13 protein-coding genes are annotated in these 17429 nt (G+C 71.1%); 11 read left to right on the forward strand and 2 right to left on the reverse strand.

Annotation, left to right across the window (positions count from 1 at the left end; genetic code table 11):
- Positions 1–98: 98 nt before the first annotated feature.
- The 6 genes from QIT00_RS13080 (at position 99) to QIT00_RS13105 (ending at position 8535) form a co-directional block, all read left to right on the forward strand.
- On the forward strand, positions 99–1505 hold the full coding sequence (locus QIT00_RS13080) for a class II fumarate hydratase (protein ID WP_282535391.1): 1407 nt from the start codon (positions 99–101) through the stop codon (positions 1503–1505).
- A 248-nt stretch (positions 1506–1753) separates the two neighbouring features.
- Positions 1754–3016: an RNA-guided endonuclease InsQ/TnpB family protein gene (locus tag QIT00_RS13085; RefSeq protein ID WP_282535392.1), complete on the forward strand. Its 1263-nt coding sequence runs from the start codon at positions 1754–1756 to the stop codon at positions 3014–3016.
- A gap of 51 nt (positions 3017–3067) precedes the next feature.
- Complete coding sequence (fomD, locus tag QIT00_RS13090; RefSeq protein WP_282535393.1) at positions 3068–3733, forward strand: cytidylyl-2-hydroxypropylphosphonate hydrolase; 666 nt, start codon at positions 3068–3070, stop codon at positions 3731–3733.
- 132 nt (positions 3734–3865) lie between these two features.
- Positions 3866–4540: a class I SAM-dependent methyltransferase gene (locus QIT00_RS13095; RefSeq protein ID WP_282535394.1), complete on the forward strand. Its 675-nt coding sequence runs from the start codon at positions 3866–3868 to the stop codon at positions 4538–4540.
- Between the two features lie 67 nt (positions 4541–4607).
- Complete coding sequence (locus QIT00_RS13100; protein ID WP_282535395.1) at positions 4608–6842, forward strand: SpoIIE family protein phosphatase; 2235 nt, start codon at positions 4608–4610, stop codon at positions 6840–6842.
- A gap of 226 nt (positions 6843–7068) precedes the next feature.
- Positions 7069–8535 carry a catalase gene (locus QIT00_RS13105; protein ID WP_282535396.1) on the forward strand — a complete coding sequence of 489 codons (1467 nt, stop codon included), beginning with the start codon at positions 7069–7071 and terminating at the stop codon, positions 8533–8535.
- 72 nt (positions 8536–8607) lie between these two features.
- Here QIT00_RS13105 and QIT00_RS13110 read toward each other — a convergent pair whose 3' ends face one another.
- The gene (locus QIT00_RS13110) at positions 8608–10971 is read right to left on the reverse strand and encodes a transglycosylase domain-containing protein (RefSeq protein ID WP_282535397.1); all 2364 of its coding nucleotides are present in this window, start codon (positions 10969–10971) and stop codon (positions 8608–8610) included.
- Positions 10972–11237: 266 nt separating this feature from the next.
- Here QIT00_RS13110 and QIT00_RS13115 point away from each other — a divergent pair, with 266 nt between their 5' ends.
- From QIT00_RS13115 to QIT00_RS13135, 5 genes are all read left to right on the forward strand, one after another.
- Positions 11238–12191 (forward strand): SPFH domain-containing protein, encoded by a 954-nt coding sequence (locus QIT00_RS13115; RefSeq protein WP_282535398.1) that lies wholly within the window; start codon positions 11238–11240, stop codon positions 12189–12191.
- On the forward strand, positions 12188–12433 hold the full coding sequence (locus QIT00_RS13120) for a hypothetical protein (protein ID WP_282535399.1): 246 nt from the start codon (positions 12188–12190) through the stop codon (positions 12431–12433). Before QIT00_RS13115 ends, QIT00_RS13120 begins: the two co-directional genes overlap by 4 nt.
- A gap of 180 nt (positions 12434–12613) precedes the next feature.
- Positions 12614–13138, forward strand: coding sequence for a PadR family transcriptional regulator (locus QIT00_RS13125; RefSeq protein WP_282535400.1), 525 nt, complete (start codon positions 12614–12616; stop codon positions 13136–13138).
- Positions 13135–13851: an ABC transporter ATP-binding protein gene (locus tag QIT00_RS13130; protein ID WP_282535401.1), complete on the forward strand. Its 717-nt coding sequence runs from the start codon at positions 13135–13137 to the stop codon at positions 13849–13851. Before QIT00_RS13125 ends, QIT00_RS13130 begins: the two co-directional genes overlap by 4 nt.
- Positions 13848–16190, forward strand: coding sequence for an ABC transporter permease (locus QIT00_RS13135; RefSeq protein ID WP_282535402.1), 2343 nt, complete (start codon positions 13848–13850; stop codon positions 16188–16190). The genes QIT00_RS13130 and QIT00_RS13135 overlap by 4 nt, the downstream gene beginning before the upstream one ends.
- A 203-nt stretch (positions 16191–16393) precedes the next feature.
- Here the strand turns inward: QIT00_RS13135 and QIT00_RS13140 are convergent, their stop codons facing one another.
- A complete protein-coding gene (locus tag QIT00_RS13140; RefSeq protein WP_282535403.1) occupies positions 16394–17347 on the reverse strand; it encodes a LysR substrate-binding domain-containing protein in 954 nt (317 codons plus the stop codon).
- Between the last annotated feature and the right edge of the window lie 82 nt (positions 17348–17429).

Here is a 17429-nt window from a genome sequence, read left to right on the forward strand (position 1 = left end):
CGCTGTCACCCCGGTATTTACTCGGCGGTAGGGCCGAGGGGAATAGCCCGAACAAGACAAGTGCTCAACTTTCAGAGCGACTTCGGAGGCGTACGGACATGACGAACGACCGCACAGACGAGACCGCGTACCGCGTCGAGCACGACTCCATGGGCGAGGTGCGCGTCCCCGCCCACGCCAAGTGGCGGGCCCAGACCCAGCGCGCCGTGGAGAACTTCCCCGTCTCCGGCCAGCGCCTGGAGCGCGCCCACATCGAGGCCCTGGCCCGGATCAAGGGCGCGGCGGCCAAGGTCAACGCCGAACTCGGCGTGCTCGACGCGGACCGTGCGCGGGCGGTCCAGGAGGCGGCCGCCGAGGTCGCCGAGGGGCGCTGGGACGAGCACTTCCCGGTGGACGTGTTCCAGACCGGCTCCGGCACCTCGTCCAACATGAACACCAACGAGGTCCTGGCCACCCTCGCCACCGAACGCCTGGGCCAGGACGTCCACCCCAACGACCATGTGAACGCCTCCCAGTCGTCCAACGACGTCTTCCCCTCCTCCATCCACATCGCCGCGACCGCCGCCGTCACGCGGGACCTGATCCCCGCCCTCGACCACCTCGCCGAGTCCCTGGAGCGCAAGTCAGCCGAGTTCGCGGAGGTCGTCAAGTCGGGCCGGACGCACCTGATGGACGCGACTCCGGTCACCCTGGGCCAGGAGTTCGGCGGATACGCGGCGCAGGTGCGGTACGGCGTGGAGCGGCTGCGGTCCACGCTGCCGCGCCTGGCCGAACTCCCGCTGGGCGGGACGGCCGTGGGCACCGGCATCAACACCCCGCCCGGCTTCTCGGCGGCGGTGATCGCCGAGGTCGCCCGCGCCACCGGCCTGCCGCTCACGGAGGCCCGCGACCACTTCGAGGCGCAGGGCGCGCGGGACAGCCTGGTGGAGGCCAGCGGTCAACTCCGGGTCATCGCCGTGGGGTTGACGAAGATCGCCAACGATCTGCGCTGGATGGCCTCGGGCCCGCGCACCGGCCTCGCCGAGATCAACCTGCCCGATCTGCAGCCCGGTTCGTCGATCATGCCCGGCAAGGTCAACCCGGTGATCCCGGAGGCCGTCCTGATGGTCGCGGCGCAGGTCGTGGGCAACGACGCGACGGTCGCCACGGCGGGCGCGGCCGGCAACTTCGAGCTGAACGTGATGCTGCCGGTACTCGCCAAGAACGTACTGGAATCGATCCGGCTCCTTGCCAACGCCTCCCGCCTGCTCGCCGACCGCACGGTCGACGGCATCACCGCCAACGCCGAACGCGCCCGTGAGTACGCGGAGTCGTCGCCGTCGGTGGTCACGCCGCTGAACAAGTACATCGGGTACGAGGAGGCGGCGAAGGTCGCCAAGCGGTCTCTTGCGGAGCGGCGGACCATTCGTGAGGTTGTCCTCGATGCGGGGTATGTCGACCGAGGGGACCTCACGCTGGAGCAACTGGACGAGGCGCTCGACGTACTGCGGATGACCAGGCCGTAGCGGAATGCGCCCGCCTTGCCCTGCTGATCACCCCTACCGATGATTCGCGGGAGTGCTACCGGATTCAGCCGGTAGAACCGGACCAGGACCTGCCCTGCGCGATCGCCTGGTTGACCGGGCGGGTAGTGCCCGCGCTGTAGGCGACGTGTGCATCCCTGCGCACATCCGGCATTCTTCCCACCAAGATGTACATGAACGAAGTACATTAGGTGATCGAAGCGGGCAAATGACAGACACGGGGCGGGGAGTTGAGGCAGCAGCGCGGCCATAAGGCCAAGGTGTACTTCGCCCTCTCCCAGGATCAGGCCGCGCGGGACCAGGGGCACGCGGCCCGCGCGCTGTGGAACCTCATTCACGACTGGTGGACGATGCTCCCCCGGGACAAGCGGACTCTCGGCGCGGCCGACGAGGCGATTCGCCAGGGCCGCAAGGATCTTCCCTGGCTCAGCGTGCTTCCCGCGCAGGCCGCGCAGCAGGTCCTCAAGACGTACTTCCGGGCCTGGGTGAACTGCTGGGAAGCCCGGGCCGAGGCGCCGAACTTCAAGGGCCGCTGCCGCTCCCGTATGGCCATCGACATCCCGCAGGGCCGAGATCTCCAGATCGTTCGCCTCAACCGGCGTTGGGGCCGGATGCGGGTACCGAAAATCGGCCTGGTCCTGTTCCGCTGGACCAAGGATCTCCCGGTCGGCAAGCGCTCCGACAAGGCCAACAAGGTCACCGGCGCCCGCCTGGTGATGGAAGCCGACGGCTGGTACGTCGTCTTCCGCGTCCAGACCGAGGTGCCCGAACCCGAGCCGCACACCGGCCCGAGTGTCGGTATCGATCGGGGCGTCGCCAAGGCCCTCGCCCTCTCGGACGGCAGCTTCCGCGAGCACGACCCGTGGCTCACGCCGGGTGAGGCCGAACAGCTGCGGCGCCTGGAGAAGACCAAGGAACGCCGCCGCCGCGCAGCCAAGAAGAACGAGCCGACCTCGAACCGACTCAAGCGCACGTACGACCAGATCGCCCAGCTCCGCGCAACAGCCAAGCGCCGGGCAGTCGACTGGCAGCACAAGACCACCACCGAGATCGCCGCGACCTTCTCGCGGATCGGGGTGGAAGACCTGACCATCAAGAACATGCTCAAGTCCGCCAAGGGAACCGTGGAATCCCCCGGCATCAACGTCCGACAGAAAGCCGGACTCAACCGCGCCATCGCCGGGGAAGCATGGGGCCGCACGGTGTCGATGCTGGAGTACAAGGCCGCGCAGCGCGGCGGCATCGTCGTCAAGGTTCCCGCCGCGAACACCTCACGCCGCTGCTCCGTCTGCGGGTTCATCATCCCCGGCAACAGGCAGACGCAGGCCCGCTTCGTCTGCCAGGCCGACGGCTGCGGATACGAGGAGAACGCGGACACCAACGCCTCACGCAACGTAGATCACGCCGCCGGATCAGCGGTGTCAGGATGTGGAGACCTCGGGGTTACCCGGTCTGTGAAGCGTCAACCAACCACCAGACCGCACGCGGCCTGAGATGGGATTCCCCCTGCTTCAGCAGGGGGAGGAGATCAATAACATCAGTTCATGACAGACAAGACGACGACCAGCCGATGGGCCCCGGGCACCCCCGTCCTGTGGCGGTACCGGGACAACGCGAGCCCCCGCTTCCACATCTGCCGTCCCGTCACCGTCGTGCAGGACACCGATGAACTGCTCGCCGTCTGGCTCGCGCCGGGCACCGAGTGCGTCAAACCCGTGCTCCGGGACGGCACTCCGGTCCACGAGGAGCCGCTGGCCACCCGGTACACGAGCCCGCGCACCGTGCGCCGCGACCGCTGGTTCGGCACCGGGGTGCTCAAGCTGGCCCGGCCCCGCGAGCCCTGGTCCGTCTGGCTGTTCTGGGAGCCGGGCTGGGAGTTCCGCAGCTGGTACGTCAACCTTGAGGAGCCGCGCACCCGTTGGACGGGCGGGGTCGACTCGCAGGATCACTTTTTGGACATCTCCGTGAGCCCGGACCGCAGTTGGCGCTGGCACGACGAGGACGAGTTCGCGCAGGCCCAGCGCGACGGCCTGATGAGCGCCCGACAGGCGCGTGCGGTGCGCTCCGCGGGCCGTGCGGCGGTCGAGTCGATCGAGGCGTGGGGGGCGCCGTTCGACTCCGGCTGGGAGGAATGGCGTCCCGATCCGGAGTGGAATGTGCCGTTCCTGCCGGTGGACTGGGATCGTACGCCCGCGCATGTGTCCCCATGAGACCCTTGCTGCGCCCCCATGGTCCAAACGTAGGATCGTCGTCCACAAGGGCGCGTAGTACGGCGCGGAACGAGGGCAACTGACCAGGCCTTCGAACTTTCTGACCGTACGTCATCGAGGGGCGGCAGTGACGTGAGCGAAGGGTACGAGGGGTACGGCGGCGGCGCCGCACCGGACCGTACCGGGCAGGCCGAGGCCTTCGACGCCATCGGCGCGCGGTACGACGAGGCCTTCCCGCACAAGGAAGGTCAGCTCGCCGCCGGTGAGTGGCTCGCCAAGACCCTGCCGCCCGGGTCCCGGGTCCTCGACGTGGGCTGCGGCACCGGCGTCCCCACGGCGCGGCAGCTCGTGGACGCCGGGCACACCGTCGTCGGCGTGGACCTGTCGGCGACGATGCTGGGCCTCGCCCGCCGGAACGTGCCCGAGGGCGAGTTCCACCAGCGGGACATCGCCGGGCTGCGGGCCGAAGGGCCGGGCGGACTCGGCACGTTCGACGGCATCACCTGCTTCTTCACGCTGCTGATGCTGCCGCGCGCGGAGATCCCGCACGCGCTCGCGAGGCTGCGCTCGCTACTTCGCCCCGGTGGCCTGCTCTCGCTGTCGATGGTCGAGGCCGACCTCGACGACACGGCGATCCCGTTCCTCGGCCGGACGATCCGGGTATCGGGATTCCGGCGGGACGCCCTGCGCGAGGTCGTGGGCGCCGCAGGCCTGGACATCGCCGGTGAGGACGCGTACGCGTACGAACCGGCCGGACCCGACGCCCACCCCGAACACCAGCTGTTCCTCAACTGCCGACGCGCGTGAGGCACTTCGCAGGCACCAACTCATCGCGCGCGCCGCGCGCAGCCCCGGACGGACGGATTCAGAACGCGTGACGGAGCACCCCACCTCCCAGGAGGGCAGGCAGCCGCGAGCTGCCCGGCCGAACCCCGCGGACCCTCGCGGGGCGCTGCTGCGTTCCCCGGACTCCGCCGAAGGACCGGACAGCCCGGGCCGCGGTGACGGCACGGAGGCCCCCGGCACCCGGCCCGCCGAGCATTCGGGCGCGGCCGCACCCCGGACCGCCGCCGCCTTACCGTCCCAGAACCGGACCGGCGGCGACGACGACGGCGAGCACCGCAAGACCGGCCCCGCCGACACCCCCGAACCGGACGCGCACCGCCCGCGCCCCGGGCCGCTGCCCGTGCCCCCGGCCCGGATGGGCTCTGCGGGCGGCGAGAGCGGCCGCTCCGGCCCCTCCGTGCACCCCGCGCCCTCCGCGCACCCCGGCGCCTCCGCCGCCGTACCCTCCGACGGCCGGGCGGACGGACTGCCGCCCGCCCCTCCCGTACCGCCCGCGCCCCCGTCCGGCGACGGCGACGCGGCCCGGCACGGCGGGGACCGGCTGCGGTTCGTGGGCGCCGCGACCCGGCGGATCGCGCGCGGCATAGACCTCGACGAGATCGTGATGGGCCTGTGCCGGGCCACCGTGCCCACGTTCTCCGACGCGATCCTCGTCTACCTCCGCGACCCGCTCCCGGTCGGCGACGAGCGGCCCGTCGGCCCCGTCGTGCTGCGCCTGCGCCGCACCGACCGCATACCCGACGAGATGGACGACACCGTCTCCGAGAGCGGCAGCCTGCTCGCCCCGCTGCCGGTGCCGCCCGACGCGACGCCGAGCCTGCAGCTGCGCTGGAGCCGGGGCGAGCCCAACGCCGCCGAGCTGTGCGAGGTGCGGACCGGCGGCGCGCTCGCCGAAGTGCTGCGCGGCGTCCGTCCGGTGTTCGGCGACACCCCGGCCGCGCGCGCCGCGCTGCCCGAACTCCTCGGCGACGAACACACGCTGCCCGAGGGCCGGCGCGCGGTCCTCGCCCCGCTGCGGGGCCGGCGGCGGGTGATCGGCGCGGCCGTGTTCCTGCGCCGCCCCGAGCGCGCCGCGTTCGAGCAGGACGACCTGCTCGTGGCCGCGCAGCTCGCCACGCACACCGCGCTCGGCATCGACAAGGCCGTGCTCTACGGCCGCGAGGCGTACATCGCGGACGAGCTGCAGCGCACGATGCTGCCCGAGACGCTGCCGCAGCCCACCGGCGTGCGGCTCGCCAGCCGGTACCTCCCGGCCGCCGAGACCGCCCGCGTCGGCGGCGACTGGTACGACGCGATCCCACTGCCCGGCAGCCGCGTCGCCCTGGTCGTCGGGGACGTCATGGGCCACTCCATGACCTCGGCCGCGATCATGGGCCAGCTGCGCACCACCGCGCAGACCCTCGCCGGGCTCGACCTGCCGCCACAGGAGGTCCTGCACCACCTCGACGAACAGGCCCAGCGCCTGGGCACGGACCGCATGGCGACCTGCCTGTACGCGGTCTACGACCCGGTCGCGCACCGCATCACCATCGCCAACGCCGGCCACCCGCCGCCCGTACTGCTGCACCTCGGCGGGCGGGCCGAGGTCCTGCGCGTACCGGCGGGGGCGCCGATCGGCGTCGGCGGGGTCGACTTCGAGGCCGTCGAGCTGGACGCACCGGCCGGGGCGACGCTGCTGCTCTACACCGACGGCCTGGTCGAGTCCCGTCTGCGGGACGTGTGGACCGGCATCGAGCAGCTGCGGGAACGGCTCGCCGCCACCGCCGAGTTGACCGGACCCGACCACGCCCCGCCGCTCGAAGCGCTCTGCGACGAGGTGCTCGACATGCTCGGACCGGGCGACCGGGACGACGACATCGCGCTGCTCGCCGCCCGCTTCGACGGCATCGCGCCCAGCGACGTCGCGTACTGGCAGCTCGACCCGGAGGACTCCGCGCCCGGCCGGGCCCGGCGGCTCGCGCGGCGCGCCCTGGCCGCGTGGGACCTGGAGGACCTCACGGAGCCGGTGGAGCTCCTGGTCAGCGAGGTCGTGACGAACGCGGTGCGGTACGCGTCCCGGCCGATCACGCTGCGGCTCCTTCGGACGGACGTCCTGCGCTGCGAGGTCGGGGACGACGTTCCGCAGCTGCCCCGGCTGCGGCAGGCGCGGGCCACGGACGAGGGCGGGCGCGGCCTGTACCTGGTCAACCGGCTCGCCCGGCGCTGGGGCGCGACGCGGCTCTCCACCGGCAAGGTGGTGTGGTTCGAGCTGAACCGGGGTTGAGGGGCCCTCCGGGCGGTGTTCCGGGGCGGATGCGGGGTACTCGGGCGGCAGGTCCACCCGGGGGCCCACACCAGGGCTTTCCGGGCAAGCCGGACAAATGTTGCCGACAGTCGGTCGGCGGCGTTGACTGGCATCCCCGAAACCTCAGATCCGACCTCAGATCCAACCTCAGATCCGACCTCAGATCCGACCTCTGATCCGACCTCTGATCCACGGGAGGACGCTCGTGACCGAGGCACCGCAGAAGGCCCCGTACACCACCTCGAACACCGGGATCCCGGTGGAGAGCGACGAGCACTCGCTCACCGTCGGGCCCGATGGACCGATCCTGCTCCAGGACCACTACCTCATCGAGAAGATGGCCCAGTTCAACCGGGAGCGGGTCCCCGAGCGGGTGGTCCACGCCAAGGGTTCGGGGGCGTACGGCTTCTTCGAAGTCACCAACGACGTCAGCCAGTTCACCAAGGCCGACCTCTTCCAGCCGGGCCGCCGCACCGACATGCTGGCCCGCTTCTCCACGGTCGCCGGTGAGCAGGGCTCCCCCGACACCTGGCGCGACCCGCGCGGTTTCGCCCTCAAGTTCTATACGGACCACGGCAATTACGACCTGGTCGGCAACAACACCCCGGTGTTCTTCGTCCGGGACACGATCAAGTTCCAGGACTTCATCCGCTCCCAGAAGCGCCGCCCCGACAACGGGCTGCGCGACCACGACATGCAGTGGGACTTCTGGACCCTGTCGCCCGAGTCCGCGCACCAGGTCACCTGGCTGATGGGCGACCGCGGCATCCCGAAGTCGTACCGCCACATGAACGGGTACAGCTCGCACACCTACATGTGGATCAACGGCGGCGGCGAGCGGTTCTGGGTGAAGTACCACTTCAAGACCGACCAGGGCATCGACTTCCTCACCCAGTCCGAGGCCGACGAACTGGCCGGCTCGGACCCCGACCTCCACCGCCGCGACCTGTTCGACGCGATCGCGGGCGGCAACGCCCCGAGCTGGACGCTGAAGGTCCAGATCATGCCGTTCGAGGACGCGGCGGACTACCGCTTCAACCCCTTCGACCTGACGAAGGTGTGGCCGCACGGCGACTACCCGCTGATCGAGGTCGGCCGCATGACCCTCGACCAGAACCCGGAGGACTACTTCATCCACATCGAGCAGGCCGCGTTCGAGCCGTCCAACATGGTCCCGGGCGTCGGCCCCTCCCCGGACAAGATGCTCCTCGGCCGGCTCTTCTCGTACCCCGACACCCACCGCTACCGCATCGGCCCCAACTACGCCCAGCTGCCGCCCAACCGGCCGCGCTCGCCGGTCAACTCGTACGCGAAGGACGGACCGATGCGGTACGCGCCGTCCGAGGCGGCGCGGCCGTACGCCCCGAACTCGTACGGCGGTCCCGAAGCCGAGTTCACCGGGCGGTTCGGTGACCCGGCGGGCTGGGAGACGGCGGGCGAGATGGTGCGCGAGGCGACCAAGCGGCACGCCGAGGACGACGACTGGGGCCAGCCCGGCACGATGGTCCGCCAGGTCCTGGACGACGCGGCCCGCGAGCGGTTGGTGTCGAACGTGTCCGGCCATCTCCTGGACGGGGTGTCCCGGCCGGTGCTGGACCGGGCCGTCCAGTACTGGCGCAACATCGACAAGGGGGTCGGGGACCGGATCGCGGCGAAGGTCAACGGGGGCTGAGCTCCGGGGCTCCGCCCCGGACCCCGCTCCTCAAGCGCCGGAGGGGCTGAAAAATCAGCCCCTCCGGAAAAGCTAGTCCCGGCCCGGCTTGTCCGGTTTGCCGTTGCCGTTTCCGCCACCCGGGTCCGTCGGGATGCCCCAGGAGCCGGAGGGGTCCGGGCTCGTGGGCAGGTCCGTCGGGCCGTCCGTCGGCGGCTCGGTCGTCGGCCCGTCCGTCGGCGGCTCCGTGGTCGGCGGCTCGGTCGTCGGGTCCTCCGAAGTCGGCGGCGCCGTCGGCGTGTCCGAAGGATCGGTCGACGGGGCCTCGCTCGTCGGCTCCGCCGGAGGCGAAACGCCCGCGCCCATGTCCGTGTCGAGGTCGAACCGCGCGTCCGAGCCGCCGTTCAGAGCGCCCAGGGTGTACGCGGCCCAGATCCGGGACGGGAAGCCGCTGCCGTGGATCTTGCCGTCGCCACCGGCACCGGCGAGCGAGACGTGGTCGTTGGTCTTCGCGGGCGACTTGTCCGGCCGCTTCAGGTCGCCGCCGCCCTCGGGCGCCTCACCGAACATGCCCACCACGGTGACCATCTCGGGGGTGTAGCCCGCGAACCACGCCGACACGTTGTTGTCCGACGTACCGGTCTTGCCCGCGGCCTCGTACTTGCCCGCGTACCGACCCGAACCGACCACCGAGCCGGTGCCGTCGTTGACCACGCCCTGCAGGACGGAGGTCACGGAGTCGGCGGTGGTGCGCTGGACCACCTGTTCGCCGAGCGTCTCCGGCTCGATCGTCTCGCGGTCCTTGTGCGTGGCCGACTTGAGGATGGACGGGGTGACCTTCTTGCCGTGGTTGTCGAGCGTCGCGTAGACGCCCGCCATGTCCATCGGGCTCGCGCCCATCGAGCCGAGCGTCATCGCCGGTTCCGTGGTGATCTTCTGCATGCCCAGGTCGGAGGCGGTCCGCGCGACCCGGTCCATGCCGACGTCGGCGCCCATCTGCGCGAACACCGAGTTCACCGACTTGTCCATGGCCCGCTGGACGGTGACGTCGCCGTAGTCCTTCTTGCCCTCGTTCGGCGGGGCGTACGGCTTCTCCCCGCCCTCGACGGGACGGCCGCTGGTGCCGTCGTAGACCGTGCTCGCGCTGATCGGGGTGCCGTCCTGCGTCTGGGCGTCGTTCTCCAGGGCCGCGGCGAGGATCACCGGCTTGAAGGTCGAGCCGGGCTGGTAGTCACGGCGGGTGGCGTTGGACTGGTAGTGCTTGAGGTAGTCCTCGCCGCCGTAGAGGGCGATGACCTCGCCGGTCTTCGGGTCCACGGAGACCGCGCCGGCCTGCACGGCGGCGTCGACCTTCCGCTTGTCCGTGTCCAGCTTGTCGTTGAGCTCCTTGTCGACCGCCTTGAGCAGGGCCTTCTGCTTCTTCGGGTCGATGTTCAGGGTGACGGTCCAGCCGCCCGCCTTGACCTTGGCGACGGCGTCCTCGCGGGTGTCGCCGCGGCGCATCAGCTCGTCCACGATCTGCTCGTCGGCCGCGTCCACCAGGTACCCGGCCTGCCCCGCCTTGCCCGCCTCCGGCTTGGGCTTTCCGGGCTTGTCGAAGGTCATGCCGGACCGCTTGCCCTGGTCCAGCCAGCCCTCCTCGACCATGTTGTCGAGTACGTAGTTCCAGCGCTGCTTGACGAGCTTCTTACTGGCCGGCGACGCGGCCGCCCAGTCGTACTGGCTGGGGGCCTGCAGCAGCGCCGCGAGATAGGCGCCCTGCTCGACGGAGAGCTCCTCGGCGTCGACGCCGTAGTAGGCCTGGGCGGCGGCCTGGATGCCGTACGCGCCGCGGCCGTAGTAGCTGGTGTTGATGTAGCCCGCGAGGATCTCGTCCTTGGACTTCTTCTGGTCGACCTTGAGGGAGATCACCAGCTCCTTGAGCTTGCGGGTGACCGTCTGGTCCTGGTTCAGGTAGTAGTTCTTGACGTACTGCTGGGTGATCGTCGAGCCGCCCTGCTTGCCCTTGCCGGTGAGGGTGTTGACGACGCCGCGGGCGGTGCCCTTGAGGTCGACGCCCTGGTCCTTGTAGAAGGACTTGTTCTCGGCGGCCACGAAGGTCTTCTGCACCGGCTTCGGCACCCGGTCGAGACCGACGATCTCGCGGTTCACCTCTCCGGTGCGGGTGATGACGCTGCCGTCCGCGTACTTGTAGACGTTGCTCTGCTGCTCGGCCTGGGCGTTGGCCTCCGGGACCGGCACCAGCAGGTACAGCGCGATGAAGCCGCCCATCGCGAGCAGGCAGAGCCCGAAGAGGGTGCCGAGGACGCGCTTGACGGTGAAGAAGCGGCGTATGCCGCCCTTGCCCTTGGCGGCCCGGCGGGCGCCACGGGGGCGTATGCCGTCGGACTGCGACCGCGCCGCCGCCCGGCGTGCCCCGCCGCGCTGCCGCGCTCGTCTCGCTTCCGCTCGCCCCATTGCTCCGTCGCTCCAGTCAGTTCGGCTCCCCCGGGTCAGCTCATGAAGCTAACACCGGCCATGCGGACAAAGGACTGCCGATCCGGCCTTTTCCGGACGTGACAATCAGCACCTGTCCCATGGGAACCGACTCATCGGGCGCACGAAGGGTTGCCCACGCAGTGTGTGGAGGGTTGGCAACGGGCGGGTTGGCAGGAGCGGACGGCGGGGATTAAAGTGCTAGCACTTTGCTTTACCATTGAGAGCACACAGAATCGGGGACCTCCATGACCAGTCACGACCACACCCCAACCCAGGACCGCACCCCCGCCGCCGACGCCCCCGAGATGCCCGAGCCGGGTGTCCGGGAGTTCGCCGCGCACTCCATCGGCGGCGGGCTCGCCCTCCTCCTCGGCCTGCTCGGCCTGGCCGCCGGCACCGCCCTGGTGGTGTTCGGCACGATGGCCGGCTCGGCGGGCGCGAAGGCGGTCATGATCGTCGCGGGTGTACTGATCGGCATCGCCGCGTTCCTCGCGATGTGCGGGCTGAACATGGTGGCGCCGGGCGAGGCCCGCGTCGTCCAGCTCTTCGGCCGGTACCGCGGCACGATCCGTACGGACGGCCTGCGCTGGGTCAACCCGCTGACGTCCCGGATGAAGATCTCCACCCGGGTCCGCAACCACGAGACCGCCGTCCTCAAGGTCAACGACGCGTACGGCAACCCGATCGAGCTGGCCGCGGTCGTCGTATGGAAGGTCGAGGACACCGCGCAGGCCTCGTTCGAGGTGGACGACTTCCTGGAGTTCGTCTCGACGCAGACCGAGGCGGCCGTCCGGCACATCGCGATCGAGTACCCCTACGACGCGCACGACGAGGGGGGCCTGTCGCTGCGCGGCAACGCCGAGGAGATCACCGAGAAGCTGGCGGTCGAGCTGCACGCGCGCGTGGAGGCGGCCGGTGTGCAGATCATCGAGTCCCGCTTCACGCACCTCGCGTACGCGCCGGAGATCGCCTCGGCGATGCTGCAGCGCCAGCAGGCCGGTGCGGTGGTCGCGGCGCGGCGGCAGATCGTGGACGGCGCGGTCGGCATGGTCGAGGCGGCGCTCAACCGGCTCACCGAGCAGGACATCGTGGAACTCGACTCGGAGCGCAAGGCGGCCATGGTGTCCAACCTGATGGTGGTGCTCTGCGGTGACCGCGCGGCGCAGCCGGTCCTCAACACGGGGTCGCTGTACCAGTGACTCCGCCCGAAGCCGGGGATCCCACCCCGAAGCGGAAGCCGCAGCAGCAGCGGAAGCAGGTGCTGTTGCGGCTCGATCCGTCGGTGCACGACGCGTTGGCCCGGTGGGCGGCCGACGAACTCCGCTCGACCAACGCTCAGGTCGAGTACCTGCTCCGCAGGGCGTTGTCGGAAGCGGGCCGCCTCCCGGGCGAAGCCCGGCCCATCCCTAAACGTGGGCGCCCACCGAAGTCGCCCCCGTAGGGGTGCGGGGAACTGCGCGAGCAACCCACGAAAAGCCGCAGCCACGTCTGCTCATGAACCATGCAGATGCGACTGCGGCTTTCGTCGTGGCTGGTCGCGCAGTTCCCCGCGCCCCTTTGGGGCGACCACCCGATCCGGAGCTATACACCGCAGGTATACACGCCATGTATAGTCCGACGCATGTCGATCCCACACACCCTCCTGGGCCTCCTCGAATCCGGCCCGCGCCACGGCTATGACCTGAAAAAAACCTTCGACGAAAGGTTCGGGCACGACAAGCCGCTGCACTACGGGCAGGTCTACTCGACCATGTCGCGGCTGCTGAAGAACGGCCTCGTCGAGGTCGACGGCGTGGAGGCGGGCGGCGGGCCCGAGCGGAAGCGGTACGCCATCACCGAGGCCGGGATCACCGACGTGCGGACGTGGCTCGCGACGCCGGAGAAACCCGAGCCGTACCTCACCTCGACGCTCTACACGAAGGTCGTCCTCGCCCTGCTCACCGGCAGGGACGCCGCCGACCTGCTCGACACGCAGCGGGCCGAGCACCTGCGGATGATGCGCATCCTCACCGACCGCAAGCGCACCGGTGACCTCGCCGACCAGCTGATCTGCGACCACGCCCTGTTCCACCTGGAGGCCGACCTGCGCTGGCTCGAACTGGCCGCCGCCCGGCTGGACAAGCTCGGAAAGGCGGTCGGCGCATGAGCCCGGCCACCGAGCCCACCGCCCGCCCCGCGCCCGCCGGCTCCCTGCTCGTCGCGGACGACCTGCACAAGGCGTACGGGGCCACCGACGCCCTGGCCGGGGCGAACTTCTCCATCCACGCGGGCGAGGTCGTCGCCGTCATGGGCCCCTCCGGCTCCGGCAAGTCGACGCTCCTGCACTGCCTCGCCGGGATCGTCCCGCCCGACTCCGGCACCCTCACGTACAACGGCCGCGACCTGGGCGCGATGAGCGACGGTGAGCGGAGTGCGCTGCGCCGGTCCGAGTTCGGGTTCGTGTTCCAGTTCGGCCAGCTCGTACCGGAGTTGACCTGCCTGGAGAACGTCGCCCTGCCGCTGCGGCTGAGCGGGGCGCGGCGCAAGGAGGCCGAGCGGACCGCGCTCGGCTGGATGGAGCGCCTGGAGGTCCACGACGTGGCGGGGCAGCGGCCCGGCGAGGTCTCCGGCGGCCAGGGCCAGCGCGTCGCCGTCGCCCGCTCGCTGGTGACCGGCCCGCGCGTGCTGTTCGCCGACGAGCCGACCGGCGCCCTCGACTCCCTCAACGGCGAGCGCGTCATGGAGCTGCTCACCGAGGCGGCCCGCGCCACCAACGCGGCCGTCGTCCTCGTCACCCACGAGGCCCGGGTGGCCGCCTACTCCGACCGCGAGATCGTCGTACGTGACGGCCGCTCCCGCGACATGGAGCGCGCCGTATGAGCCGACTGACCGTCTGGGGGCGGGACTTGGGGTTCGGCCTGCGGTTCGCCGTGACCGGTGGCCGGGAGGGCTGGACGCGGACCGTGCTCACCGCGGTCGGCGTGGGGCTCGGCGTCGCGCTGCTGCTGATCACCACGGCGGTCCCCAGCGCGCTCGCCGCCCGCTCGGAGCGCGGCGACGCCCGTACGGACGTACTGTTCCGCCTGGACATGATGCCGAAGGGCGACGACACGGTCCTCGTCGGAGCGGTCGACACCACCTTCCGTACGCACGACATCCGCGGCCGCGTCTACCAGCCCGAGGGCCCGGACGCGCCGCTGCCGCCCGGGGTCTCCGCGTACCCGAAGCCCGGCGAGGTGCTCGTCTCGCCCTCGCTGCGCGAGCTCCTCGACTCCCCCGACGGCGCGCTGCTTCGCGAGCGGCTCGACGCGAAGGTCGTCGGCACCCTCGGCGACGACGCACTGCTCGGCCCCACCGAACTCGTCTTCCACAAGGGCGCGTCGCACCTCGATCCGCAGAACGACCAGGTCGAACGGATCGACGCCTTCGGCACGGACCAGCCGCCCGAGCAGATGGACCCGGTCCTGCTGCTGCTCACGCTGATCGTGTTCGTCGTGCTGCTCATGCCCGTCGCCGTGTTCATCGCGGCGGCCGTCCGCTTCGGCGGCGAGCGCCGCGACCGCAGACTCGCCGCGCTCCGCCTGATCGGTGCGGACGGCCGTATGGTCCGCCGGATCGCGGCCGGCGAGGCACTCGCCGGCGCGCTGCTCGGACTGCTCGCCGGCACGGTGTTCTTCCTGCTCGGACGGCAGTCGGCCCGCCTTCTGGAACTGAGCCGGGTGAGCGTCTTCCCGCACGACCTCTCCCCGGCCCCGGCGCTCGTCGTGCTCGTACTGCTCGCGGTCCCGGCGGCCGCCGTCGGTGTCACGCTGCTCGCGCTGCGCGGCGTCGTGATCGAACCGCTCGGCGTCGTACGTACGGCGAAACCCACCCGCCGCAGGCTCTGGTGGCGGCTGCTGCTGCCGCTCGCCGGGCTCGCCCTGCTCACACCGATGATCGGTCAGGGCCGTGACCAGGGCGACTTCAACCAGACCATGGTCACGAGCGGTGTGGTGCTGCTGCTCCTCGGCGTCACCGCCCTGCTGCCCTGGCTGGTGGAGTTCACCGTGAGCCGGCTCGGCGGCGGCAGCGTCTCCTGGCAACTGGCCGTCCGGCGACTGCAGTTGAGCAGCGGTACGGCGGCCCGTACGGTCAGCGGCATCGCGGTGGCCGTCGCCGGGGCCATCGCGCTGCAGATGCTCTTCGCGGGCGTCGAGAGCGACTACACCCGCAGCACCGGCGAGGACCCGGAACGGGCCCGGATGAGCCTCGTCGTACCGCCGTCCCCTCGGGGCATGGCACAGACCGACGAGGCCTACCGCGCACTCCGCGCGACCCGCGGCGTCACCCACGTCACCCCGCCGCTCGGCACGGTCGGCGCGGGCGACCGCAGAAAGGACAGCGAGGAGACCACCTCCGTCACCGTGGGCAGCTGCACGGCCCTGCGCGAGGTGGCGAAGCTCCCGTCCTGCCGTGAGGGCGACGTGTTCGCGGTGACCGGCGCGGAGTACGACACGTCCACGGCGAAGCTCGCGAAGCCCGGCCGCGCCGTCTACCTCGACCCGTCGTACGCGGAGGTCCACGGCAAGGCACTGCCCTGGAAGGTCCCCGCCGACCTGAAGCGGGCCGCCGTACGCAAGGACCCCACCGGCATGGAGTCGGGCGGCTTCCTCTTCACCACGAAGGCGTTCCCGGCGAAGGAGTTGGGCTCCGAGCTGAGCAGCGACCTGTACCTGCGGATCGACCCGGCGGTCCCGGACGCGCCGGAGTACGTACGCAACGCCTCCGCGAGGATCGACCCGCTGGTGGAGGTCCGCACCCTGACGGCGACGGAGCGCACCGGGCGCTTCGCGTCCATCCGCACCGGCCTGTTCGTCGGCGCGACCTGCGTGCTGCTGCTGATCGGCGCGAGCCTGCTCGTCTCCCAGCTGGAGCAGCTGCGGGAACGCCGCAAACTCCTCTCGTCCCTGGTCGCCTTCGGTACGCGCCGCCGCACGCTCACCCTGTCCGTGCTGTGGCAGGCGGCCGTGCCCATCACGCTCGGCCTGGCCCTGGCGGGCGCGGTGGGCCTGGGGCTCGGCTCGGTGCTCCTGAAGATGGTCGGCTCGCCGGTGGACGTCGCGTGGGTGCCGGTCGCGTCGATGACCGGGGTCGGCGCGGGGGTGGTGCTCCTGGTGACTTCCCTCAGCTTGCCGGCGCTGGTGCGGTTGATGCGGGCGGAGGGTTTGCGTACCGAATGAGGGTGCCCCGATAGGGGGCCCTCCAGGGGCGCGGGGAACTGCGCGACCGGCCACGACGGCGCTGCACGCGGCAACGGCGAGAAGTGGGCAGACGCGTCTGCCGGGTGCGCGGCAACGGCGAGAAGTGGGCAGACGCGTCTGCCGGGTGCGCGACATCGGCCAGTGCACCACCGTCGTGGCCGAGCGCGCAGTTCCCCGCGCCCCTAGAGGGGCACCGCCCGCACCGGCAACGACCCCAGCACCGTACGGAGTTCGGCCGCCAACTCCTCGTACTCCGCTCCCCGCGCCGCCCCCGTCCGCATAGCGAGAGCGACCCTGCGGGTGGGCGCGGGCTCGGCGAAGTAGCCGGTGAGCAACTGGCTGGAGCGGCTGGTCTCCACGTTGACCGCGGTACGCGGGAGCAGCGTCACGCCGAGCCCGCCCGCGACCAGCTGTACGAGGGTGGAGAGCCCGGCCGCGGTCGTCGTCACCGGGGCGTCCCCGCGGCCCGCCTCCCGGCAGATGTCGAGGGCCTGGTCGCGCAGGCAGTGGCCCTCGTCGAGGAGCAGCAGGTTCAGCTCGCGCAGCGCCTCGCGCGGAATGCCCTCGCGGCCGCCGAGCCAGTGGTCGAGCGGGGTGATCAGGACGAAGTCCTCGTCGAACAGCGGGAGTTCGGTCACCCCGGGCACGCCGAGCGGCACGGCGAGCAGCAGCAGGTCGAGGCGTCCGCCGAGCAGTCCGTCGACGAGGGACGCGGTCTGCTCCTCGTGCACCTGGAGGTCGAGCTCCGGGTACCGCTCGTGCACCAGGCGCAGCACGCTCGGCAGCAGATACGGTGCCACGGTCGGGATCGCGCCGAGCCGCAGCGCCCCGGTGAACGGCGCGCGCACCGCCTCGGCCTCCTCCATCAGCGCCCCGACCGCCTCCAGCACGTCCTTGGCGCGCGCGGCGAGCCGCTCCCCCGCGGGCGAGAGCAGGACTTTGCGCGTGGTGCGCTCCAGGAGCTGCACGCCGAGGGCCTCCTCCAGGGCGGAGACGGCCCCGGACAGCGCGGGCTGGCTCATTCCGATCGCCGCCGCGGCGTCCCGGAAGTGCAGATGTTCGGCGACGGCATCGAACGCCCGCAGCTGCGCCAGGCTGGGCTGCTTGGCCCCCCGCGCGGCAGTCCCCTTACTCACGTTACTCACGGCCACTGATAACCACCTCCGATCAACATGACCAAGTCTAGCTATTTCTGCGATCAATGCAGGCTGTGCCAGG

The sequence above is a fragment of the Streptomyces luteolus genome, assembly GCF_029968015.1.
GTDB lineage: Bacteria > Actinomycetota > Actinomycetes > Streptomycetales > Streptomycetaceae > Streptomyces > Streptomyces luteolus.

Bases quoted from the DNA above. Each gene is read 5' to 3' on its own strand.
- fomD (WP_282535393.1), top strand. From the start codon at position 3,068: ATGACAGACAAGACGACGACCAGCCGATGGGCCCCGGGCACCCCCGTC.
- QIT00_RS13110 (WP_282535397.1), bottom strand. From the start codon at position 10,971: ATGGGGCGAGCGGAAGCGAGACGAGCGCGGCAGCGCGGCGGGGCACGC.
- QIT00_RS13115 (WP_282535398.1), top strand. From the start codon at position 11,238: ATGACCAGTCACGACCACACCCCAACCCAGGACCGCACCCCCGCCGCC.
- QIT00_RS13130 (WP_282535401.1), top strand. From the start codon at position 13,135: ATGAGCCCGGCCACCGAGCCCACCGCCCGCCCCGCGCCCGCCGGCTCC.
- QIT00_RS13135 (WP_282535402.1), top strand. From the start codon at position 13,848: ATGAGCCGACTGACCGTCTGGGGGCGGGACTTGGGGTTCGGCCTGCGG.
- QIT00_RS13125 (WP_282535400.1), top strand. From the start codon at position 12,614: ATGTCGATCCCACACACCCTCCTGGGCCTCCTCGAATCCGGCCCGCGC.
- QIT00_RS13080 (WP_282535391.1), top strand. From the start codon at position 99: ATGACGAACGACCGCACAGACGAGACCGCGTACCGCGTCGAGCACGAC.